The sequence below is a fragment of the Chitinophaga sp. W3I9 genome, from assembly GCF_050434025.1.
Taxonomy (GTDB): domain Bacteria; phylum Bacteroidota; class Bacteroidia; order Chitinophagales; family Chitinophagaceae; genus Chitinophaga.
In genome coordinates this window covers 895,707-917,182 of the sequence record NZ_JBNPWC010000001.1, presented here as the reverse complement: position 1 = coordinate 917,182, position 21,476 = coordinate 895,707, and the positions used below count along the sequence as shown (strand labels likewise).

Genomic DNA, 21,476 nt, shown 5'->3' with positions numbered 1-21,476 from the left:
AACATATCTTTAATTCGAATGAATTTCATTTAAAGGCACTTCCTCATAAGAGGCCACCATACGTTGCCTGATATAACGTTTGCTGGACAACCTGCCCATTCCCAGCTTCGCCATACCCATATCTACGATCATATATACCACCGGCACCACAATCAGGGTAAGGAACATGGAGCTCATCAAACCACCGATGATAGCCCAGGCCAATCCATTTTTAATGGACCCCACACCACCTGTTGCCAATGCAATAGGCAACATACCTATCACCATCGCGATGGTGGTCATCAGGATAGGACGCAAACGTGCGTGGTTGGCATGAATCAGCGCCTGGTAAGTACTTTGGCCCTGCTCTTTCATCTGGTTCGTAAAATCCACCAGGATGATCGCATTCTTCGCCACCAACCCGATCAACATAATGATACCCATGATGGTAAAGATGTTCAGCGTATTGTTGGTGAGTGCCAGTGCCAGTAATGCACCGATGATCGCCAGCGGAATAGAGAACAATACCACGAAAGGATAAATGTAGTTGTCGTACAACGCCACCATGATCAGGTACACCAGCACAATGGAGATCAGCAATGCCGCGCCCATGGTACCAAAGGAGTCGCCCTGGTTTTCTGCATCACCGCCAAAAATGTAGTTGATGCCGGCGGGCTTGTCCATCTTTGCCAGCTTGTCGGAAAACTCCTGGGTAACCGTACCTGACGGACGCCCCATTACCTGCGCCTGCACTGATACAGAAGTGTTTTTATCCCTTCTTTCCAGGTGACTGGGTCCTGAGCCTTCTGTTATCACAGCAAACTGCGACAGCTTGATCAGTTGCCCCTTATCGTTGATGAACTGTATATTGGATACATCTTCCAGGTTCTTACGGTTGAAATCATCAAAACGGATGTTGATATCGTACTCATAATCCCCCTGACGGAACTTTACTTTAGAGTCATCGGCTGTACCGCTGAATGCGGTTTGCATAGTACCACCCACGGCATCCAGTGTGAGGCCCAGTGCGGCCATCTTATCCCTGTCTACCTGCACATTAATTTCCGGGTTACCATCTTCTACCGACAGTTTTACTTCTGTAGCACCACTGATAGTTTTGAGCGTATCCATGGCTCTTTTAGCGTAGTTTATTACGCTGTCCAGCTCCGTACCCATCACCACCAGCTCTACCGGCGCCCGCTCTGCGGTACCGAGGATACTTACATCCGTGGTTTTTACCTTTACACCCGGTAAGATACTTTTCAGTTCTTTTTTGATCTTGGCGGCATAGATATCGGAAGCATCCAAACGGTGTTCCGGCCCCACCAGCATTACGGTGATCTCCGCTTTATAAGCAGTTGACTGGGCATTACCAAAACCATCTTCACTGGTTTGACCTACTGTTGTGATCAAACGGGTAACTTCCTGTTTTTTATTAAGATATTTTTCTGCAGTACGTGTGGCCAGGTTAGTTTGTTCTACAGATGCATCCTTTGGCATTTCCAGCATTACAATGAACTGTCCGCGGTCGCCCTTGGGAATAAACTCTCCACCGATGTAGCCTTTACCTACCAGCATGAAAGAAGCTACCAACAAACCAACTGCCACGGCTATGGTGATCCTTTTATGACCCAGCGCCCATTTCAGGATGCTGGTCATCCAGTTGGTGAACTTCTGCAGCTGTGCTTCAAACCAGAGAATGAATTTCTCAAAAATGTTTTTACCGGTAATATGTTCCAGCTTACCAAAGCGGGATGATAATAGCGGCACAATCATAAACGACGACAACAAGCTAAGCATCGTGGAAATCATTACCACCACGCAAAACTCACGCAGGATCTTTGATACCAGCTCATTAGTTAAAGAGATGGGCAGGAACACCACCACAATTACCAGCGTAATAGAGGTAACGGTGAAGCCTATCTCTTTCACACCATCAAATGCCGCACGAACACGGTTCTTACCCATTTCCATATGCCGGTAAATATTTTCCAGCACCACAATCGCATCATCCACGAGGATACCTACTACCAGCGACAAGCCCAATAACGACATGAGGTTCAGCGAGAAGCCCATCAGTTTCATACCGATGAACGTAGCAATGAGGGAAGCCGGAATGGAAATCATTACAAACAACGCACTTCGGATACTGTGCAGGAACAACAGCATCACAACAGCCACCAGCACTACCGCGAGGATAAGGTCATGTATTACCGAGTCGGCAGATTCCAGTGTAAAGTCGGAGGAATCGTTTGCTACCAGCATTTTCAGGTCGTTCGCAGCATAATCTTTTTCAATTTTGCTGATGGCCTTTTTCATTTCTTCACTTACGGTTACCGCGTTGGCATCCGTTTGTTTCTGTACCTGCAGGGCAATCGCACTAACACCATCTACGCGGGCAATACGATCCGCATCTTTCTGGGCATCCTGTACATCGGCAACGTCTGTCAGCCGCACCTGTGTGCCATCCTCAGTTGTTTTCAACACCAGGTTACGCAGCTGGTCTACGTTTTTATATTTACCGGCCAAACGGATCAGGATCTGCTCATTGGCAGTTTTCACCTTACCGGTTGGAAAGTCAAGGTTAGCGTTGGTGATCAGCTGACGTAATTGCAGGATAGATAAGTTGAAAGCCTGCAATTTTTTTGGATCTACGTTTACCTGTATTTCGCGCTCCTGGCCACCAATCAGTGATACCTGGGGCTACACCAGGTAACCGGGATAATAATGGCTGCAGCTTCTTATCTACCAGGTCGTAAAACTGTTTGTCATCCATTTTAGCGGTGGCAGACAGCGTCATGATCGGAAGGTCATCCAGGGAGAATTTGTTGAGCGACGGCGGCTTGGCATCACCCGGCAGATCTGCCAGGATAGCGTTTACCTTGCGTTGTGCATCCTGCAGGGCAATATCCACATCCGCATCGTTGTTCAGCTCAACGGTAATAACAGAAAGACTTTCAGAAGATTTGGAAATGATCTTTTTGATCTTTTCCATAGATGCTACCGCATCTTCAATCTTCTTGGTAATCGTACTTTCCACCTCATTGGGAGAGGCGCCGGGATATACCGTAGAAATGGTTACGATAGGGGAGCTGAACTTTGGCAACAGCTCGTAGTTCAGGGATTTATAACTCATCACGCCCAGCAGGGTGAGGATGGTGAACACCACCACCACGATCGTAGGTCGCTTAATTGATACTTCAGTAATCTTCATGTTGCAAAAATTTGGTCAAACACCAGATACATTTTCCTCGCTTACTTTTTGCCGTTCTGAGCCACTACAACAGCGCCTTCAGTCAGGTTAATCTGACCGCTGGTAATCACGGTGTCCCCTTCGTTCAGCCCTTCCCGTATTTCCACCTGGTCGCCAACAATGCGGCCAGCCACTACTTTGCGTTTCTTTGCCACATTACCGTCCATTACATAAATGGTATTGCTGTTTACGCCACCCACAAATGCGGTGCGGGCAATGAAAATTGTTTTGGCCGCATTCGGATCTACGAAATGTGCAGTACCATACATACCTGCTTTCAGGTCTTTTCCATCAATATTGCGGACTTCCATCTCCACCGGGTAGTTGAGGGAGTTATCGCCTTTTGCAGCAATAAAGGTAATAGTGCCTTCATACTGGGTTTCAGGGAATACGTTGGAAGTAACCTGTACTTTCTGGCCGGTTTTGAGTGTTACCACTTGTCCTTCCGGTTACAGATACAGACAGTTTCAGCCTGGATACATCCACGATGTCGAACATTTTATTGCCTACAGAGAGGTAAGCACCCTGTTCAATATATTTTTTATTAATAATTCCGGAGATAGGCGCTTTCACATAAGTATCGCTTACGCGACGGCTGGCAGCCTCATAGCGCGTTTTCGCAATGTCGTATTGCAGGCGTGCATCATCCATTTGTTTCTGCGTAACGCCTCCGGTCTGGAACGCGCTCTCGTATCTTTCTTTATCTACTTTCAGCTGGTTGAGGTTAGCTTTTGCAGATTCGAGGTCGGTATTTAAAAGCTGACCATCAATGTAAGCAATGGGTTGTCCCTGTCTTACCACGCTGCCTTCATCTACGAGCAGTTTGGTAATACGGCCGGCGGTTTCGGCGAGGTACGTCAGTTCGCGTACTGGCTGAAAGTTACCATTGGCCAGGAATCCCTGGGAAAAATCATTGCGGGATACTTTCTGTACCAGCACCGGGATGTCGCCGATATTGCTTTGTTTTACGAATTCTGTTTTAGCCTCGTTCGCTTTTTTGTTAGCGCTGAGTTTCCACATGATCAGTACTACTGCACCTACTGCCACCAAGCCCCAGATTATAAACTTTTTCATCTGCAAAATAGTTTGTGTGTTCTATCGTTGTTTTCGTTTATACGTTTAGTTCAGGAGGTCTTTCAAACTTCCTTTGCTTTTTATTATCTCCAGCTCTGCCAGTTTGTATTGCAGCAGGGCTTCGTTATAACTGTTTTGTGCATCTGCCAGCGAAGTTTCTGCGTTCAGCAGATCCGTCAGGCCTGCCAGGCCAAGTTTGTAGTTATTCTGAGTAGAATAATACACTTCATTGGCGAGGTCCACGTTCTCCTTTTGCGTGGTGATGGTAGATAAATTACTACGCACCATCAGCTTGGCGTTTTCGTAGTCGGTGTTGAGGGTCAGCTCTGTGTCTTCCAGTTGCTTGCCCAGCTGACGCAGGGTTACATTAGCCTGACTCACTTTGGAGCGGCGGCCAAAGCCATCGAAGATGGGTACCTTCAGTGATACGCCGATGGCTGCTGCACCAAACCAGCTGGTTGAGTTGGTCGGGTCTTTCGAAAAAGCCCATTGCTGACTCATCCCGTTGTAAGAGTATCTTCCGAACAACGACAGCGAGGGATAATTTTCTGCCTGGTAAGCTTTCTTCTGGAATAACTGCAGTTCTTCCTGTTTCTTCAATAATTTGTATTCCGTTCTGTTGGCGAGATTCATATCATCATACTGCAACACACCGGCGGCTTTGTTTTCAATGTCTTTCAGTGAAGCCGGCGGCAACAGGAAAGTTGACTGCAGCGGCATACCCATCACCTTTTTCAGGTTGTTGGTTTGCGTTGCATATTGATTCAGCAACTGTGTACGTTGTGTCATATTGTTGATGAGGTTCACTTTGATACGGTCCAGGTCAATTTTTTTGGCGAGGCCGTTATCAAATTGAGATTTGGTGGCGCTTACCAGTTGCGTAAGCTTCTCGATGTTGCTGTTGATGGTGATGATCTTTTCCTGTGTTACCAGCAGCTGGTAGTAGAGCTGTGATACATTATAGATCACATTTTCAACAGATTGTTCCGTTTGTATCTTATAATATTCTTCTCCTGCCTTGGAAGCTTTCAAACCGGTAAACACTGCCTGATTAAAGATTTGCTGGCTGAGTTCTGCGCCTACGGTAGCATTGTATTTAACACCAAAAGCCACCAGTATGGAACTATCCGGTTTGCCAAATACAGCACCGGGGATGAGCGATTTCTGCAGCATCAGGTTGTCTGTATAAGAAGCGTTACCATTCAGTTGTGGCAGGGCCTGGGAGCGGACTTCCTGGGTTTTGTATTTACCCATTTCTTCGTCCATTTTGGTTTTGGCCAATTGTTTATTGTTGTTCAATGCAAACCTCAGCGCTTCCTGTAAGGTCAGTTGCGTTTGGGCATAGCCGTTATATACCCCTATCCCAATGAGGAGGACAAGCGTTAACTTTAATCGCTTCATAAAATAAATCTTAGCGTAGTAGTTTTATTCTTCTTCTTTTATTTGCAGGTACTGGTTTACCAGTTTATGTCCCCGGATAGTGGCAATTCCCAGTATAAAGTGGGCGGTTACCTGTTCCATTACCTCATGCATTTCAAATTGATCTGCGGGGTATTGCTCCGGGTCAAAAGCTGCCTCCAGCTGCAGCTGGCGCATACGTGCTACAATATCTATATGAAGGTTCTGGCGGTATAGGCCTTCCGCCATTCCTCTTTTTAAATTCTTTTTGATGTTACAAAGCATGTTATCCGACTTAAAACTCTCAATACTGCGCCAGGTATCCGGATGATACTTCTGGATTTCGTGCAGCATTACCGGGTTCAGGGTTTTAGCCAGATTGGTAATGTACTTCATGTTACGCACCAGTTCTTCGATGGCATTGTCTGTGGTTTGCAAACACTCATGGAAGTAGTTAATATGGTTTGTCAACAGTTGTTGCATCCCTTCGTCTATCAGCGCCTGTTTGTCTTCGAAATGCTCATATACTGTTTTCTTGGAAATCCCACAGTCGCGGGCGATATCAAACATAGTTACCCCTTTCACACCGTATGTCCTGAACATTTTCAGCGCAGTTTCCAGTATCCTTTCCCTCACTACCATGATTTCCGTTTATGCTTTTATTCCTTTTATGAAAATTTCGAGTAACTGTTTTTGTTTTTCTATTACCTGGTCCATCATTTCTTCATCCAGCTCCATGTCTTCCCGGATATGATCGGGCACAGAAAAGCGCAATCCCATAGCAGCCAGCACCAATAGTTCCGCGGTTTTTTCAGGATCTTTTACTTTAAACTCTCCTGATGCAATACCTGCTTTAATGATGGTGGTATGGATATTAAATTCCCGTTGTTTTGCCTTCTTCTTTTCTTCGAGGAAGAGCGCCGAGTTATCCTGTAATATTTTAAATATTTCCAGCCGGCAGAATTTGCTGATAAAATCTTTCCGGAGATCAATGATATTATATAATGCTTCGGCAGCCGATTTCACCTGAACTGCTTCCTTCTCCATTTGCTGAAAATATGCTTCCGCAATTTTTTGCAACACGGCAATGTGCATCGCCTTTTTATCGGGGAAATAGTAATACAGCGATGCTTTGGAGCAGTGAAGATCATCTGCTATTTCGTTCATCGTTGTTTTAGAAGCGCCATAATGAGTAAAACGCTTCAGAGCCGCCTCCAGGATCTTATCCCTCATTTCATCTTTAGCTTCTGTGTGCATTAACTTTTTGACTTTTTTAGTTTCAAGGTCAAAATTAGGGACTTTTTTTGAAATAGTAACTAAAGTTGACCTTTTAACACCCATTTAACTTTTCGAAGATAAAAGTCAGAAAGTCAGGATGGGGAGATTTGAGCGGATGGATCGCCGCGGAGGTTGTCTTGAGCACTGATTACGCTGATTATACTGATTTTTCTTTTTGAATCTTTTTGATTTTCGTATCTCCCTAGAAACAAAAAAAGGAGATATGAGCGAAACCCGCTCATATCTCCTTAAACTTATAAATCAAAAAAAGAAAAATCAGTATAATCAGCGTAATCAGTGCTCAAGACAACCTCCGCAATAATCCGCTATTTCAGTTTTTCGAGTGCAGCCTGCAGTTTCTCAAACATCGCCGGAATCTCTTCTTTCACGCAGGTACCTACGCTGAGGCGGTACCATGGAGAGTTTTTAGCGGATCCGAAAGCATAGAACGGCACCAGGGCTATTTTAGCTTCATTCAGGATGTAAGAGGTAACAGCGGCCTGATCTGCAAGCGCAGTGCCATCAGCCGTTTGTTTGCCTACCAGGTCAAATTTAACGGTGAGATAGATAGCAGCCTGTGGAGCAATGGCTTCTACTTTATGACCTGCATTTTTCAGTTTGTCGAAGCCTTCGTAGATTTTCACCAGTCTTTCTTCGATTTCGCCTTTAAAGTGTTGCAGGTATTTATCCACTTTTTCTTTCTGTACCAGGTAGCGGGCAGCAGCTTTTTGTTCTGCCATCGGGCTCCAGGCGCCAACATGGGAAAGGATGGATTTCATTTTACCAATTACGTGTGCGGGTCCTAACGCCCAGCCAACTCTTACGCCGGTAGCAGCGAAAGCTTTACTCATACCGTCGATGAAGATCGTATAATCCCTCATTTCCGGGCGGAGGGTAACCGGGTTGTGGTGGTGTGTTTCACCAAAGGTGAGCACCCAATACATCTGGTCGAACAATACATAGAGGGGCTTTTCATCGGCGCCTCTGCTTTTGTTTTCGGCCAGTACCAGGTCGCATATCTCTTCCAGCTGTTGCTTACCGAAAGCGGTACCGGTTGGGTTCTGCGGAGAGCAGAGCGCCAGCAGGGTAGCACCTTTCAGGAGCGGCTTCAGTTCTGCAGCCGTGGGCATGAAGAAGTTTTCTGCTTTGGTTTCCAGCACTACGTGTTCCGCTTCCAGGAAGTGGGTATAGTGGTTATTATTCCATGATGGTGTAGCGTATACTATTTTCTCGCCACGGTCAACGATGGTTCTGAAAGTAGCATAAATGATAGGACGACCGCCGCAGGAAATAACGATTTCCTTTGCAGGATCGTAGGAGAGACCCTCACGCTCAGCTATAAAACCACCTACTGCCTGTCTTAACTCCGCGATACCATCGGCAGGAGGATAATTGGTCAGGTGCTCCTTATAGGCTGTTATGATTTCCTGTTCAAATTCAACCGGGATAGGAAATACCTTCGGGTCAAAATCGCCAATCGTGAAGTTGTATATCTTCTCACCCTTGGCCTGTTTCTCCTTTATTTCAGCTGCTAACTTAATGATTTCGGATCCAATCAACGTTTCGGCTAAATGAGACAGTTTCATAACCTGCTTTTTTTTGTTGGTTTGTAATAATTTTTCAGCGCGGCAAAAGTAACCGATTTGAAGATAATTTAAAAGAATAGGTAAATTCTTTTCACTTCCGTTAATAAATGGTACTGGTTATTGCATCTCATCTAACCAGAAGGGGTATTTTTATTCTTTCTATCTAGTATTATACTAAAAAGAAATATATGAATGACTGCAAATCGTTGTGTAAAACCACGTTATCTTAGTGTATAAGATGTGATGAAATTAGGGAGAACGACAAAACTTTCTATCTTTGTTTACAGTACATTTGACCTTTTATGTGAGGTGCCAGGAGAAAATCAGGGCGGCATGCCCTAAAGGTTACCCTTCAACAAAAAATGATAAGCAAACTTATATAAACCATGAAATTTATTGTTTCTTCCTCTACTTTATTAAAACAATTACAACAGATCAGCGGGGTTATCAATTCAAACACAGTATTGCCTATACTGGAGGATTTTATGTTCCTGATTGACAAAAACGAACTGACTGTAGTTGCAACTGACCTGGAAACTGTTATGCGGGTGAAGCTGGAGGTGGAAGCCAAGGAAAGCGGTCGGATCTGTATCCCGGCAAAAATCCTGATGGATTCCCTCAAAAATCTGCCCGACCAGCCACTGACTTTCCACATTGACCTGAACTCCTACGCAGTAGAAATCACTTCAGACAATGGTAAATATAAAGTGATGGGGGAAAATCCGGAGAACTTCCCGAAAGAACCCGCTGCGGATGATACCACCTCCTTTACCATGGCTGCTACAGGTCTTGTTACCGCCATCAATAAAACCCTGTTTGCGGTGAGCAACGATGACCTGCGACCTGCTATGACAGGCGTATTCTTCGAGCTGGCTCCGGACAGTCTTACTTTTGTTGCCACCGATGCACATCGCCTGGTGAAATATGTAAGAACAGACGTAAAATGCCCGCAGGCAGATACCTTCATTGTGCCTAAAAAACCGCTGAACCTGCTGAAATCAGCCCTGCCTGATAACGAAACTGAAATTAAAGTAGCTTATAGCCAGAACCACTTCTTCGTGCAACACGAGGGTGCACAGATGATCTGCCGCCTCATCGATGCCCGTTTCCCTGACTATAAGGTAGTAATACCAAAAGATAATCCTTACCGCCTCACCGTGGTAAAAAGCGATTTCCAGAACGCCTTAAAACGTGTGGGTGTATTCGCCAATAAGAGCACCAACCAGGTAGCTTTAAGCATCACCGGCAGCGAGCTCCAGTTGTCTGCCCAGGATGTGGACTTCTCCTTTGAAGGTAACGAACGCATGAACTGCCAATACACCGGCGATGATATGCAGATTGCTTTTAATGCGAAATTCCTCATCGAAATGCTGAATGCAGCGGAAGGAGATGAAATCTCCATCGATCTGGCCACTGCCACCAAAGCAGGTATCCTCAGACCATCCGAAAAAGAAGAGAATGAGGACCTCCTTATGCTGGTAATGCCGCTGATGCTGAACAACTAATCGGCGGTTGTTAGCTAAATGCTAAAAAGATAAATACTTATAGCTAAAAACTCATACATAAAGCAATCTCTGACAAAGAGGTTGCTTTTTTCTTTGCCTGTGGCCTAAAAGAGGCCTTTTTATATTCCCCAAATAGTTGTAATTTTTCTCCGGAATCAGTGGTTGGAACACACCCGAGGATTCAGGACAGTAACGCAAGGGTAATAACAGTAACGGATATATGTTTACTGCGTATTACAAGATCACATCCCCCATATCCACTGCAGAGATTTTGTTGGCCTGGTTAAGGAGAACCACAGCATAGCGTAAAAAGACCGTTATATATATTACCATGATATGGTAAGTTTTTTTGAAAATATTCCGTCAGTATACCGTACTGCTATCCTGGTGAGCGGGCTATTGTTGTTATGGATCATTGAGGGCATAGCCCCCCGGTTCCGTTTTAGCAGCAACCGCTACCGCCATGCCGGTACCAATCTCTTTTTTACATTAACCACGGTGATTGTAAATACAGGGCTGGCATTTCTTATTGTAAAGGCTTCCCGGTGGACCAGCGCCCAGAAGTTCGGCATCCTGTACCTGACCCAACTGCCGCTGTGGCTACACACCATACTGGCATTATTACTGCTGGATTTTATTGGGGCCTGGCTCATACATTGGGTACAGCATAAAACGGCCTGGATGTGGCAGTTTCATAAAATTCACCACATAGATACACAGATAGACGCCACTACCGCCCTCAGACACCACCCGGTGGAAAGCCTATGGAGAGTAATAGCCCTTTTTGCCGCTATTATGATTCTCGGAGTGCCTTTCTGGATGATTATGTTATACCAGACCATATCGGCCTTAATGTCGCAGTTCAATCACGCTAATATCCATCTGCCCAAATGGCTGGATAACGCGCTTAGCTGGATCATTGTATCACCGGATATGCATAAAGTACATCATAGTCATTACCAGCCCGAAACAGACGCTAATTATGCCAATATATTTTCTATATGGGATCGCCTCTTCGGCACTTTTGTAAAAGTACCGGATACACTGGCGATCAGATACGGACTGGATGAATACCAGGACGCCCGCTACCAGGAAATAGGATCTCTGTTAAAAGTGCCCTGGGAACACGATAATCCCGTGATGAAGGAAAAGATCAGTAGTCAGCAAAAATAAAATACCTGCAAATAATTATTCCTTCACCTGTTCTTTAAAATTCGAATATATGCAACACTCAACAGCATTAACAAAAACAGCCTGTATATCAGCGCTCATCATTGGTGTACTATCGGCAGCATTCGCTTTCAGTACACACACGCCTTCCTATGCAGTTACCGCAGGCTCAGTAGCTATAGTAGTTGGTCTTCTTTCCCTGTATATAGGAAGAAAAAATATTGACGATATGCAGCTCGCTGCTGCCGGCGTATTTATGGCGGTAGTAGCCTGCCTGGTAGGACTCTGGCAGCTATATAATTAATTGCTTCTATGGTATTTTTCCACGTAGCCTTCGGCGGCTTTTACAGGAAACAATACCAGTGAGGTGTCTGACAGTTCTTTTATAATAGTTGTATCCACGATCGTGGAGGTATCTTTTACGCCTTCAGAATGATTCCACAACAGCAGGGTGTCGTGTGTCAGTAACCATTTTTCGTATACCAATGTGTACATGTTAATGGATCTGGCAGTTCCGTTCTTTCTAAGCTGAAAACCCTGCGTTTCCTTATCCAGGCCCGCTACGGGCTGTATCCACTTTCCTATGAGCTTAGCTGCGTCAATATGCAGCGTATCCGCAACAGCAGCAATGCTGTCAGTAATGCCGGCATTACTGCTGTCTGCGATTATACTAACCAGGCTGCTGTCATCCTGTAATTCTTCCTGCTCCGCCTCCTTCTTACTCCCCTTACAGGCAACCGCCAGTATCAATAAACACATTAAACTGAATCGTACCATAATTTAAAAATACACAATTCATCATTTGTAATGTAATTTTTAAATATTTCCATTACTTTTACATCTACACTTTAGGGGTGTTTATCCAATATGAAGGATAAACTGAGATGATACCCTCAGTACCTGAAGCAGTTCATACTGCCGTAGGGAAAAGTAACTGAACCTTTCTCATCTTTCCACATCCTTAAAGTTTATTGTTTCACTTAAATTCCAATTAACATGGAAGTGCATGTAAACAATAAACTTTATGCGGTGCAGCCGGGAACAACCATCGCTGCACTCTTACAGTTTATTCAGATCTCTGCTCAAAAAGGCATTGCAGTGGCCGTCAACAACCAGGTGATACCGAAAACCTCCTGGGAAAACCAACCACTATCTGCAGCCGATAATATTACTATTATCCGGGCTACCCAGGGCGGCTAAACCCTGCATTTCATTTTTCGTATAGTCTTTTCCGTGATGCATCATTACGGACCGGCATTTCTATCTCTAAAAAAACCAGACATCATGCATAATCAGCCTGTGGCACTTAGCCGCACACCCTTTCCTGCTTCAGAAAAAATATATGTGGACGGAACTATCCACCCGGTAAAAGTAGCCATGCGCAAAATAACGCTCACGGATACACGCATTCATGGAAAAAACGGAGAAGCCGTTCCTAACGCCCCCGTTGTTGTATACGATACCAGCGGCGCCTTTTCCGACCCCAATATCCATATTGATGTGTCCACCGGTATTCCGCGCATCCGTGAAACATGGATCAGCAGCCGGAAAGACGTGGAGCAACTCCCGGAGTATACCAGTCCCTTTGTAAGAGAACTGATGAAAGAAGGAGGCAAGATGCCTTTGATGAGCCACACGCATAAACCGTTGCGCGCCAAACCCGGTCAAAATGTAACCCAGTTGTACTACGCACAACAAGGCATCATTACACCCGAAATGGAATACATTGCTATCCGGGAAAATCAATGCGCCGATAAACTGTTTGAGCAAAACAACCCCCTCTGGGACCAGCATAAAGGCCAGAGCTTTGGCGCCAACACACCTGTAAAGTTCATCACCCCTGAATTTGTACGCCAGGAAATTGCCGCCGGCAGGGCCATCATCCCCGCTAATATTAACCACCCGGAAAGTGAACCCATGATCATTGGCCGCAATTTTCTTGTAAAAATAAATGCCAACATCGGCAACTCCGCGGTTACCTCCAGTATAGAAGAAGAAGTGGAAAAAGCAGTATGGTCCTGCCGTTGGGGCGCAGATACCATCATGGACCTCAGCACCGGCAAAAATATCCACGAAACCAGGGAATGGATTATCCGTAATTCGCCCGTGCCCATTGGCACCGTACCTATTTACCAGGCACTGGAAAAAGTGAACGGAAAAGCGGAAGCCCTTACATGGGAAATTTTCCGCGACACATTGATTGAACAGGCAGAACAAGGTGTGGACTACTTCACCATCCATGCCGGCGTGCTGCTGAGATATATACCGTTAACAGCCAAACGCGTAACCGGCATTGTTTCCCGCGGAGGCTCCATCATGGCTAAATGGTGCCTGGCGCATCACAAGGAAAATTTCCTGTATACACATTTCGAAGAGATCTGCGAAATCATGAAGGCATACGACGTTTCATTTTCCCTGGGCGATGGATTACGCCCGGGCAGTATTGCCGATGCCAATGATGCAGCGCAGTTTGCAGAACTTGAAACCCTGGGGGAACTTACCAAAATAGCATGGAAACACTCAGTACAGGTAATGATTGAAGGCCCGGGCCACGTACCCATGCACCTCATCAAAACCAATATGGATAAGCAGCTGGAACACTGTCATGAAGCTCCTTTCTACACACTTGGTCCTTTAACCACCGACATTGCACCTGGCTACGATCATATCACTTCAGGAATAGGCGCCGCCATGATAGGCTGGTTTGGCTGTGCCATGTTATGTTATGTAACACCAAAGGAACATCTTGGGTTACCAAATAAAGAAGATGTACGGCAGGGGGTGATCACCTATAAGATCGCTGCGCATGCTGCCGACCTGGCGAAAGGCCACCCGGGTGCGCAACACAGGGACAATGCACTCAGCAAGGCCCGCTTTGAGTTCCGCTGGGAAGACCAGTTCAATCTGGCACTGGATCCGGAAACAGCCCGCTCGTATCACGACGAAACACTGCCTGCAGACGGCGCCAAAGTGGCTCACTTCTGTTCTATGTGCGGTCCCAACTTCTGCTCCATGAAAATAACGCAGGAAGTACGTGACTTCGCCGCGCAAAAAGGTTTGGAAGAAGAGGACGCCATGACTGCCGGCATGAAGGAAAAGGCCGCAGCTTTTGCAGAACAGGGCGGCGAAATTTACCTGTAGATACAGCATTTAAACACAAATATTTGATCTGGATCATCACATCACCCGAACGTATACACGAAGAAGTGGATATCCTTGCGGCCTTATTAACTACGGGAGTAGAGCGGGTACTGTTAAGAAAGCCTGGCTGGTCAGCCGGGCAGTATGCCGCTTTACTGGACAAGCTGCCGCCGGAGTGTTACAACCGCGTACTTATCCGTGATCATGGTGCGCTCGCTGCCAGGTATAGCCTCGCGGGCGTACACTGGAGCAGAGAGTGGATACAACGGTTTTTATCAGATGCTGCGACCAGTAACGAAAAAACGGCCCCAGGTGCCGGTGAAACGGAACCACTAACCAGTTATCTATCTCCGGAAAATTTTAAGGAAAACAGCACAGGTATTCATTCGCCGGAAGGTATAACGCTAACGGACAAACGCTTTCAAACATTGTTACTGAGCCCGGTATTTAACAGTATCTCAAAACCTGGCTATCATGGCCGGGTACAAGGGATGTTACCTGATAAAAACAACCGCCGGGTGCTTGCTTTGGGAGGCGTGGATCACAGCAATATACATTTATTAAAAACATGGCAATTTGATGGTGCAGCTTTGCTGGGAGCCATCTGGAAAATACCGGCGCAAGCCGTGGAACACTACTGCCGTATTCAACAACTATGGAACAAGAGCGACCTTACGTGATGAGCTTTGCCGGCCTGGATCCCAGCGGGGGCGCAGGTTTACTGGCAGATATCAAAACGTTTGAACAACACATGGTAAACGGAATGGGCGTTTGTACTGCCATCACGGTGCAAACACCTGCACAATTTATATCAGTGGAGTGGATACCGGTAACGCATATACTGGCGCAGGCAAAACCGTTGTTATGCAGTACGCGGCTGCAATACTGCAAAATAGGTATCATGCCGGATATACAGTCTTTGCTGGAGCTGGTAAGACAGGTAAAACAATTATCGCCCGGTATACGTATCATCGTGGACCCGGTATTAAAAGCGTCGGCGGGTTTCTCTTTCCACGGCAGCATTCACCAGCAGGCCTGGAAAGAACTGCTGGCCGAAATTTACCTGTTAACGCCTAATTACGACGAAGCATTGTTGTTAACAGGGCTTACGGATGGAGAAGCAGCCGCCCGGCAATTATCTGCCGGCTGCGCGGTACTGCTAAAGGGAGGTCATCATAAAAACAAACCGGGATACGATATACTTTATACCGGTGATGTGATCCATACCTTTCCTCCTGTACAGAAAGAAGTATTTCCAAAACATGGTTCGGGCTGTGTGCTGTCGGCCGCCATCACTGCTGGTTTGGCACGCGGCGTTTCACTGCCGGAAGCATGTGCTAACGGTAAAGTATATACGGAAAATTTATTGGCCAGTCATTCATCATTAACAGGATACCATCACATATGATCAGCAACTTACATTACATATCGCAACCATCGCATACCGATAATATACTCGCCGCCTGTGACGCCGGCTGCAAATGGATCCAGCTTCGTATCAAAAACGAATCACCGGCCACCGTATTGCCGCTGGCGGAGCTGGCAAAAAAAATCTGCGATCGTTACCAGGCGTCTCTCATTATCAACGACTATCCGGAGATCGCGGTAGCGGTAAATGCAGCGGGCGTACACGTAGGCAAACTGGATATGACCGTTGCCGCGGCCCATGCCATTACCGGCAGGAACATGATTGTTGGCGGCACGGCTAATACCCTTGAAGATATCCTGCAGCATGTGCAGGATGGCGCCAACTACGTAGGTGTTGGTCCGTTCCGGTTCACTACCACCAAGCAAAATCTCAGCCCCATATTGGGACTGAGCGGTTATCAATCTATCCTGCAATCTTTAAAAGAAAAAAATATAGGCATCCCCGTTATTGCCATTGGCGGTATCCTGCCGGAAGATATCCCGGCATTGATGGAAACCGGTATTCACGGTATTGCCCTCAGCGGGCTAATTACACATGCAACAGACAAACGGGCCGTTGTGAACCAGATTCATCAACAGTTAAAACAATTATCCACATGGAGCCATTAATTATTGCCGGCAGGGAATTTCATTCCCGTTTGTTTACCGGTACCGGTAAATTTTCTTCTCCCCAGGTGATGGAAAGTGCGCTGCTGGCCTCTGGCAGTGAGCTGGTCACCGTGGCGCTGAAACGGGTAGAAATGGATAATAAGGCAGATGATATGCTGCGGCACCTGTCGCATTCAAGAATACACCTGCTTCCAAATACTTCCGGCGTACGTACTGCCAAAGAAGCCGTATATGCGGCACAGTTAGCCCGTGAAGCGTTGGAAACCAACTGGATAAAGCTGGAAATCCATCCTGATCCCCGCTACCTCATGCCCGACCCGATAGAAACATTACTGGCGGCGGAAGAGCTGGTGAAACTGGGTTTCGTAGTGCTTCCTTATGTGCATGCCGACCCGGTATTATGCAAGCGGCTGGAAGATGTGGGCACTGCGGCGGTGATGCCGCTTGGCGCTCCTATTGGCAGCAATAAGGGATTGAAAACCTTCGATTTCCTGGAAATCATTATCGCACAAAGCAATATACCGGTAATTGTGGATGCAGGTATTGGCAGTCCTTCCCATGCCGCGCAGGCAATGGAAATGGGCGCCAGCGCTGTGCTGGTAAACACCGCGATAGCCGTCGCCCGTAACCCGGTGGAGATGGCCGCCGCATTTAAAGCAGGAGTGGAAGCGGGGCGCATGGCCTACGAAGCTGGTTTACCTGCCAGCAGCCAGCACGCGGTAGCTTCCAGTCCGTTGATCGCATTTCTTGATGAAGCATAATTATTTTATCATCTTATTAATCCTTCCGTATGTTTAAAAGCATATTTGATCAGTATGACTGGAACGAGGTAAAGGCCGGCATCTATGCTAAAACAGCCAGGGATGTGGAACAGGCCCTGCATAACCAGCGCCGTTCACTGGAAGATTTTGCGGCACTTATTTCCCCGGCGGCGGCGCCTTACCTCTCCCAAATGGCGGCTATCAGTCAGGCGCTCACCCGCCAGCGGTTTGGGAACACTATGCAGTTGTATATCCCGATGTATTTGTCGAACGAATGCCAGAACATCTGCACCTATTGCGGATTTAGTCTCGATAACAAGATAAGGCGAAAAACCCTCAGCTCTGCAGAAATCCTGCAGGAAACAGCTGCTATCAAAGAAATGGGGTTTGAGCATGTTTTGCTGGTAACGGGAGAAGCTAATCAGCTGGTTAGCACCGACTATTTTAAGAAGACCTTACAACTACTCCGGCCGCATTTTGCCAATATTTCGATGGAAGTGCAGCCGATGGATGAACAGGATTACCGGGAACTGGCGGAACTGGGATTACATGCAGTGTTGGTGTACCAGGAAACGTACCACCAGGACGACTATAAAAAGCACCACCCCAAAGGGCGGAAGTCCAATTTCGACTACCGCCTGGAAACGCCCGACCGGCTGGGACGCGCCGGCATTCATAAAATGGGCCTTGGCGTGCTGATAGGGCTGGAGGACTGGCGCACCGACAGTTTCTTTACTGCGCTGCACCTGGCCTACCTCGAGAAAAAATACTGGCAAACAAAATACAGTATCTCCTTTCCGCGGCTGCGGCCATTTTCAGGCGGGTTAACACCGAAAGTAGTAATGAACGACCGGGAGTTGGTACAGCTGATCTGCGCCTACCGGCTCTTCAACCAGGAAGTGGAGCTTAGTATTTCTACCCGGGAAGAGGAAAAATTCCGGAATAACATTGTGCATCTGGGCGTGACAGCCATGAGTGCTGCGTCAAAAACCAATCCTGGTGGCTATGTGGTGGATCAGCAATCGTTGGAGCAGTTTGAAATATCTGACGACCGGAGCGCCGCCACTATTGCCGGTATGCTACGGGAACAAGGATTTGAACCGGTTTGGAAAGATTGGGATCCTGCCTTCTCGGGGGACATAAAAAAGGTGGTTGGTTAGACCACCTGGTAGTTATTGTTGTTGTTTTTCATGGGGAGGTTAAAAGTAATACAAGAGATACTTCTCTCAATCATTTCAAAGATAGTATAGGCCTTTGAATTCTAAAAGCACCTGGTCAAACTGAACAAAATGAACAGCAATACTGCCATTGAACAGAACCGGTTCCTGTTCGCTGTTTTCTGGAGCTTATTTCACGGAAAATCTCCCATATCCAATATAAAAAAGGGCTGCTTCAAACGATGAGGAAGCAGCCCTGTACCGAAAATCCCGTAGTTGCCATATTACTTATTAATATAAGTATGATTGGAATTTCATGAATCTAAAAGTAATATGGCTATCCTGAACAACCGCTTAATGGGTTGATTTGAACAAAAAGAACAGACGCTACCTATCTGCACAGCATGTTACTGGCTCACCACATCGCGGTAGCTCTTGATAGTATCGTGTGCTTCCTTGAGATTTGCCTGTTGATTACCAATGATTTCCCTCATACTATAGGGCATAGCTACATCCATACTGAGGGCATCGGCGTAGGCACGCTGCACGGCATCTTCCCCATATTCACAGGAGGAAAAAAGAGAATACCGGTCCCTCCCTGTAAAGGTGGTTTTTATGGCCATCCAGGTGCGATATAGTTTCCCGCTAACAGTAGTATCAGTTTCCGCATCTGCGCCCTGCGCTCTCAATAACAGGTTTAGTTCTGCTACATATTTTAAACTGTCGTTGATCATATGTTGAAACAGTGCCTTCACATCTGCGTCATCACTGGCGTCCTGCGCTTGCTTATATCCTTCTATCCGGTCATTGTTGATTTTTACGAGATCGCTTAAAAGTGTGACCAACTTTTCCTCTTGTAACATGATCAAAAATTTATGGTTAAAAAAATAGTCTTATAATATACCCGTTTTATTTCCAAAAATGTGTCCATACTATAAAACCCTTTAGCACAAAGTATTTCCGGATGGAGAGCCTGCTATTTCCCGTCCTTTTTCTTCTCGGATGGTGGAGAAGGTTCCACAATGGAACGGCGTCAGCAATGGAAAATAGCTGTATACAAAGCGATTATCTTATTGGCATAAATTTTCTAGTACAAATAAGCGAATCAAATCCTTAAGACATGAACAGCCTTCTTTATTTAATTGCCGTAATTCTAATTATTGGATGGATACTTGGATTCTTTGTTTATTCAGCCGGTGGTTTAATACATGCCTTACTTGTGCTGGCTATTATTGCCATCCTTATAAATATAATCAGAGGCAGGGCCTTATAGGATTACGCTGCACGTTATTCTTCCCTGTCTAATTGGTGATTCGTTACCAATTGGACGGGGAATTTTTTTGTTATCCCTTCCATTAACGTCGTGATAAAAATATTTTAGCTTTTTTAAAACTGCTTTTTGCCACACCCCGTATATGGTCGTCAGGCACCTGTGCGGGCATACCTCCAGGCGCCTTTGAAACCCGCTACTGTTAGGCAACGGGGCATTGTGATCATGTATTATCTATTCACGTAAAACTTTTTCTTATGCACATTATCAAGCACCCTTCTCAGGAGGAGGGTAAGGAAGTTATGCCTAAACTGCAGCGCCGCAACTTTCTGAAATACCTCGGCATGGGCTCCGCATTTGTTACTGCTGCTACCATTGCCGCCAGCTGTAATAAAAAAGATGATAACAATATGGGCGGCTCCGGTGTGAGCCTGGGTTCAGGTGACGTAGCCGTGCTAAATTATGCTTATGCCCTTGAGCAGCTGGAGGCGGCCTTCTATACACAGGTGGTGCTTACACCCTACGCAGGTATGTCCGACACGGAACTGGATTTTTTTAAAGATATCAGAAATCATGAAATAGGGCATCGCGAGTTTTTCAAAACCGCTTTATCAACCAATGCCATCGCTGGCCTGGAGGTAGACTTCAGTTCCATTGACTTCACCAAAAGGGCCAGCGTACTGGCAACGGCTAAAGCATTTGAAGACCTGGGTGTTTCCGCCTACAACGGCGCAGGCCAGTATATTTCATCTTCTTCAACAGGATTGGTATATCTCGGTCTCGCAGGCAAAATAGTGTCGGTAGAAGCACGTCATGCAGCCTATATCCGGGACCTGATTGAGCCGGGATCATTTGCTGCCGGCGATGTAATAGATGCAAACGGACTGGATAAAAGCAGGACGCCGATAGACGTTTTCAACATTGCCAAAACGTATATCAAAACCAGGATCAATACAAACACATTACCTAAGTAAAGCAACTGCTATTATTATTTTATCTGTTTAAATCTGATCATATGGACCTGTTCAATATTTTCAAGGAAATCGAAAAAATCGATCCTGATGTATACGACCGGCTGGATTCCCGCCGCAATGCCATGAAACAATTTACCAATATCAGCGGTAAAATTGCACTCGCAGCTATTCCGTTTGCACTGGGCAGCATGTTTAATAAAACATATGCGCAATCTACCGGCACTTCGGTAGCAGATGTATTGAAATACGCCCTTACACTGGAATATCTTGAAGAGGCTTTTTATGTAAAAGGGGTAGCCACGCCCGGCCTGATACCTACCGCGGCTGCAACTGCCGCCCTCACCACCATCAGGAACCATGAAACCGCTCACGTTATTTTTTTGAAAAGTGTGCTCAGTAACATGGGTGGCGCGCCTGCCAGCCCTGCGTTCGACTTCACCGCCGGTGGCACCTTCCCCGCCGTTTTTACCGATTACAATTTCTTCCTGGCTATCGCACAAACATTTGAAGATACCGGCGTTCGCGCCTATAAAGGCCAGGCAGGAAACTTATCAGGAAATAATACGGTGCTCACGGCGGCACTGAATATACATTCTGTGGAAGCACGCCATGCAGCCCATATCCGGATGATGCGCAGGGCATTGGGTACGCTGGGTGCTTCCCCTGCACTTAAACCCTGGATCACGCTGAATCAAAGCGGCATCGCTACTACCGCGGTAAATCCTTCCTATGCAGGAGAGGAGTTAACCATGCAGGCAGGGGTGGACATTGCCGCATTGGGTGGTAACATCGGGGCTAACAGCGCATCAGAAGCATTTGATGAACCATTGTCGATGGCGCAGGTATTACCCATTGCTTCTTTGTTTATAAAATCTTAAGTACGCTATATAGTT

At 46.3% G+C, this 21,476-nt stretch carries 23 protein-coding genes and 1 riboswitch; of the genes, 13 read left to right on the top strand and 10 right to left on the bottom strand.

All coding sequences use genetic code 11. The features are described 5' to 3' along the window. Positions 1-9 precede the first annotated feature (9 nt). The 8 genes from QFZ51_RS04055 to QFZ51_RS04020 form a co-directional block, all read right to left on the bottom strand. Positions 10-2,619, bottom strand: coding sequence for an efflux RND transporter permease subunit (locus tag QFZ51_RS04055; protein ID WP_429043422.1), 2,610 nt, complete (start codon positions 2,617-2,619; stop codon positions 10-12). After that, positions 2,564-3,193 (bottom strand): efflux RND transporter permease subunit, encoded by a 630-nt coding sequence (locus tag QFZ51_RS04050; protein WP_429043419.1) that lies wholly within the window; start codon positions 3,191-3,193, stop codon positions 2,564-2,566. The genes QFZ51_RS04055 and QFZ51_RS04050 overlap by 56 nt, the downstream gene beginning before the upstream one ends. 41 nt (positions 3,194-3,234) lie before the next feature. After that, positions 3,235-3,669 (bottom strand): efflux RND transporter periplasmic adaptor subunit, encoded by a 435-nt coding sequence (locus tag QFZ51_RS04045; RefSeq protein ID WP_429043417.1) that lies wholly within the window; start codon positions 3,667-3,669, stop codon positions 3,235-3,237. Next, the gene (locus QFZ51_RS04040; RefSeq protein WP_429043414.1) at positions 3,614-4,306 is read right to left on the bottom strand and encodes an efflux RND transporter periplasmic adaptor subunit; all 693 of its coding nucleotides are present in this window, start codon (positions 4,304-4,306) and stop codon (positions 3,614-3,616) included. The genes QFZ51_RS04045 and QFZ51_RS04040 overlap by 56 nt, the downstream gene beginning before the upstream one ends. 45 nt (positions 4,307-4,351) lie before the next feature. Next, a complete protein-coding gene (locus tag QFZ51_RS04035; protein ID WP_429043411.1) occupies positions 4,352-5,707 on the bottom strand; it encodes a TolC family protein in 1,356 nt (451 codons plus the stop codon). Between the two features lie 24 nt (positions 5,708-5,731). Then, positions 5,732-6,346 (bottom strand): TetR/AcrR family transcriptional regulator, encoded by a 615-nt coding sequence (locus QFZ51_RS04030; RefSeq protein WP_370909011.1) that lies wholly within the window; start codon positions 6,344-6,346, stop codon positions 5,732-5,734. Between the two features lie 9 nt (positions 6,347-6,355). Continuing rightward, entirely contained in the window at positions 6,356-6,961 is a 606-nt protein-coding gene (locus tag QFZ51_RS04025) for a TetR/AcrR family transcriptional regulator (protein ID WP_429043407.1), read from the bottom strand. Positions 6,962-7,308: 347 nt separating this feature from the next. Then, entirely contained in the window at positions 7,309-8,568 is a 1,260-nt protein-coding gene (locus QFZ51_RS04020) for a pyridoxal phosphate-dependent aminotransferase (protein ID WP_429043404.1), read from the bottom strand. A gap of 386 nt (positions 8,569-8,954) precedes the next feature. Between QFZ51_RS04020 and dnaN the strand changes: the two genes are divergently transcribed. The 3 genes from dnaN (at position 8,955) to QFZ51_RS04005 (ending at position 11,547) form a co-directional block, all read left to right on the top strand. After that, positions 8,955-10,073, top strand: coding sequence for a DNA polymerase III subunit beta (gene dnaN, locus QFZ51_RS04015; protein ID WP_370909008.1), 1,119 nt, complete (start codon positions 8,955-8,957; stop codon positions 10,071-10,073). Between the two features lie 336 nt (positions 10,074-10,409). After that, complete coding sequence (locus QFZ51_RS04010; protein ID WP_429043401.1) at positions 10,410-11,246, top strand: sterol desaturase family protein; 837 nt, start codon at positions 10,410-10,412, stop codon at positions 11,244-11,246. A 49-nt stretch (positions 11,247-11,295) separates the two neighbouring features. Further along, positions 11,296-11,547 (top strand): hypothetical protein, encoded by a 252-nt coding sequence (locus QFZ51_RS04005; protein WP_370909006.1) that lies wholly within the window; start codon positions 11,296-11,298, stop codon positions 11,545-11,547. Here QFZ51_RS04005 and QFZ51_RS04000 read toward each other — a convergent pair. Next, positions 11,544-12,020 (bottom strand): lipocalin family protein, encoded by a 477-nt coding sequence (locus QFZ51_RS04000; RefSeq protein ID WP_370909005.1) that lies wholly within the window; start codon positions 12,018-12,020, stop codon positions 11,544-11,546. The two genes, QFZ51_RS04005 and QFZ51_RS04000, sit on opposite strands and share 4 nt — an antisense overlap. A 63-nt stretch (positions 12,021-12,083) precedes the next feature. Continuing rightward, positions 12,084-12,187, top strand: a riboswitch (TPP riboswitch). 52 nt (positions 12,188-12,239) lie between these two features. Here QFZ51_RS04000 and thiS point away from each other — a divergent pair. From thiS to thiH, 7 genes are all read left to right on the top strand, one after another. Then, positions 12,240-12,443 carry a sulfur carrier protein ThiS gene (gene thiS / locus QFZ51_RS03995; protein ID WP_079471618.1) on the top strand — a complete coding sequence of 68 codons (204 nt, stop codon included), beginning with the start codon at positions 12,240-12,242 and terminating at the stop codon, positions 12,441-12,443. An 84-nt stretch (positions 12,444-12,527) separates the two neighbouring features. Next, complete coding sequence (gene thiC / locus QFZ51_RS03990) at positions 12,528-14,384, top strand: phosphomethylpyrimidine synthase ThiC (RefSeq protein ID WP_429043396.1); 1,857 nt, start codon at positions 12,528-12,530, stop codon at positions 14,382-14,384. Between the two features lie 23 nt (positions 14,385-14,407). After that, the gene (locus QFZ51_RS03985; protein ID WP_429043394.1) at positions 14,408-15,064 is read left to right on the top strand and encodes a thiamine phosphate synthase; all 657 of its coding nucleotides are present in this window, start codon (positions 14,408-14,410) and stop codon (positions 15,062-15,064) included. After that, positions 15,040-15,792 carry a hydroxymethylpyrimidine/phosphomethylpyrimidine kinase gene (locus tag QFZ51_RS03980; RefSeq protein ID WP_429043391.1) on the top strand — a complete coding sequence of 251 codons (753 nt, stop codon included), beginning with the start codon at positions 15,040-15,042 and terminating at the stop codon, positions 15,790-15,792. Before QFZ51_RS03985 ends, QFZ51_RS03980 begins: the two co-directional genes overlap by 25 nt. Then, entirely contained in the window at positions 15,789-16,421 is a 633-nt protein-coding gene (locus tag QFZ51_RS03975) for a thiamine phosphate synthase (RefSeq protein ID WP_429043388.1), read from the top strand. Before QFZ51_RS03980 ends, QFZ51_RS03975 begins: the two co-directional genes overlap by 4 nt. After that, complete coding sequence (locus QFZ51_RS03970) at positions 16,409-17,182, top strand: thiazole synthase (RefSeq protein WP_370909000.1); 774 nt, start codon at positions 16,409-16,411, stop codon at positions 17,180-17,182. Before QFZ51_RS03975 ends, QFZ51_RS03970 begins: the two co-directional genes overlap by 13 nt. Before the next feature lie 29 nt (positions 17,183-17,211). Further along, positions 17,212-18,342: a 2-iminoacetate synthase ThiH gene (gene thiH / locus QFZ51_RS03965; protein WP_429043384.1), complete on the top strand. Its 1,131-nt coding sequence runs from the start codon at positions 17,212-17,214 to the stop codon at positions 18,340-18,342. A 404-nt stretch (positions 18,343-18,746) separates the two neighbouring features. Here the strand turns inward: thiH and QFZ51_RS03960 are convergent, their stop codons facing one another. Beyond that, positions 18,747-19,202: a ferritin-like domain-containing protein gene (locus QFZ51_RS03960; protein WP_370908998.1), complete on the bottom strand. Its 456-nt coding sequence runs from the start codon at positions 19,200-19,202 to the stop codon at positions 18,747-18,749. A gap of 257 nt (positions 19,203-19,459) precedes the next feature. On the opposite strand from QFZ51_RS03960, the gene QFZ51_RS03955 reads away from it, so the two are divergent. The 3 genes from QFZ51_RS03955 to QFZ51_RS03945 all read left to right on the top strand — a co-directional run bounded on the left by QFZ51_RS03955 (position 19,460) and on the right by QFZ51_RS03945 (position 21,461). Continuing rightward, on the top strand, positions 19,460-19,612 hold the full coding sequence (locus QFZ51_RS03955; protein WP_325640676.1) for a lmo0937 family membrane protein: 153 nt from the start codon (positions 19,460-19,462) through the stop codon (positions 19,610-19,612). Positions 19,613-19,866: 254 nt separating this feature from the next. Further along, a complete protein-coding gene (locus QFZ51_RS03950) occupies positions 19,867-20,583 on the top strand; it encodes a ferritin-like domain-containing protein (RefSeq protein WP_429043381.1) in 717 nt (238 codons plus the stop codon). A 41-nt stretch (positions 20,584-20,624) separates the two neighbouring features. After that, the gene (locus tag QFZ51_RS03945; protein ID WP_429043380.1) at positions 20,625-21,461 is read left to right on the top strand and encodes a ferritin-like domain-containing protein; all 837 of its coding nucleotides are present in this window, start codon (positions 20,625-20,627) and stop codon (positions 21,459-21,461) included. Positions 21,462-21,476 lie beyond the last annotated feature (15 nt).

Coding starts and splice junctions, on each gene's coding strand:
- QFZ51_RS04010 (WP_429043401.1), top strand. CDS start 10,410: ATGGTAAGTTTTTTTGAAAATATTCCGTCAGTATACCGTACTGCTATC.
- QFZ51_RS04005 (WP_370909006.1), top strand. CDS start 11,296: ATGCAACACTCAACAGCATTAACAAAAACAGCCTGTATATCAGCGCTC.
- thiC (WP_429043396.1), top strand. CDS start 12,528: ATGCATAATCAGCCTGTGGCACTTAGCCGCACACCCTTTCCTGCTTCA.
- QFZ51_RS03975 (WP_429043388.1), top strand. CDS start 15,789: ATGATCAGCAACTTACATTACATATCGCAACCATCGCATACCGATAAT.
- QFZ51_RS03945 (WP_429043380.1), top strand. CDS start 20,625: ATGGACCTGTTCAATATTTTCAAGGAAATCGAAAAAATCGATCCTGAT.
- dnaN (WP_370909008.1), top strand. CDS start 8,955: ATGAAATTTATTGTTTCTTCCTCTACTTTATTAAAACAATTACAACAG.
- thiS (WP_079471618.1), top strand. CDS start 12,240: ATGGAAGTGCATGTAAACAATAAACTTTATGCGGTGCAGCCGGGAACA.
- QFZ51_RS04025 (WP_429043407.1), bottom strand. CDS start 6,961: ATGCACACAGAAGCTAAAGATGAAATGAGGGATAAGATCCTGGAGGCG.
- QFZ51_RS04050 (WP_429043419.1), bottom strand. CDS start 3,193: ATGAAGATTACTGAAGTATCAATTAAGCGACCTACGATCGTGGTGGTG.
- QFZ51_RS04030 (WP_370909011.1), bottom strand. CDS start 6,346: ATGGTAGTGAGGGAAAGGATACTGGAAACTGCGCTGAAAATGTTCAGG.
- QFZ51_RS04020 (WP_429043404.1), bottom strand. CDS start 8,568: ATGAAACTGTCTCATTTAGCCGAAACGTTGATTGGATCCGAAATCATT.
- thiH (WP_429043384.1), top strand. CDS start 17,212: ATGTTTAAAAGCATATTTGATCAGTATGACTGGAACGAGGTAAAGGCC.
- QFZ51_RS04035 (WP_429043411.1), bottom strand. CDS start 5,707: ATGAAGCGATTAAAGTTAACGCTTGTCCTCCTCATTGGGATAGGGGTA.
- QFZ51_RS03955 (WP_325640676.1), top strand. CDS start 19,460: ATGAACAGCCTTCTTTATTTAATTGCCGTAATTCTAATTATTGGATGG.
- QFZ51_RS03970 (WP_370909000.1), top strand. CDS start 16,409: ATGGAGCCATTAATTATTGCCGGCAGGGAATTTCATTCCCGTTTGTTT.
- QFZ51_RS04040 (WP_429043414.1), bottom strand. CDS start 4,306: ATGAAAAAGTTTATAATCTGGGGCTTGGTGGCAGTAGGTGCAGTAGTA.
- QFZ51_RS03960 (WP_370908998.1), bottom strand. CDS start 19,202: ATGTTACAAGAGGAAAAGTTGGTCACACTTTTAAGCGATCTCGTAAAA.
- QFZ51_RS03950 (WP_429043381.1), top strand. CDS start 19,867: ATGCACATTATCAAGCACCCTTCTCAGGAGGAGGGTAAGGAAGTTATG.
- QFZ51_RS03980 (WP_429043391.1), top strand. CDS start 15,040: ATGGAACAAGAGCGACCTTACGTGATGAGCTTTGCCGGCCTGGATCCC.
- QFZ51_RS04000 (WP_370909005.1), bottom strand. CDS start 12,020: ATGGTACGATTCAGTTTAATGTGTTTATTGATACTGGCGGTTGCCTGT.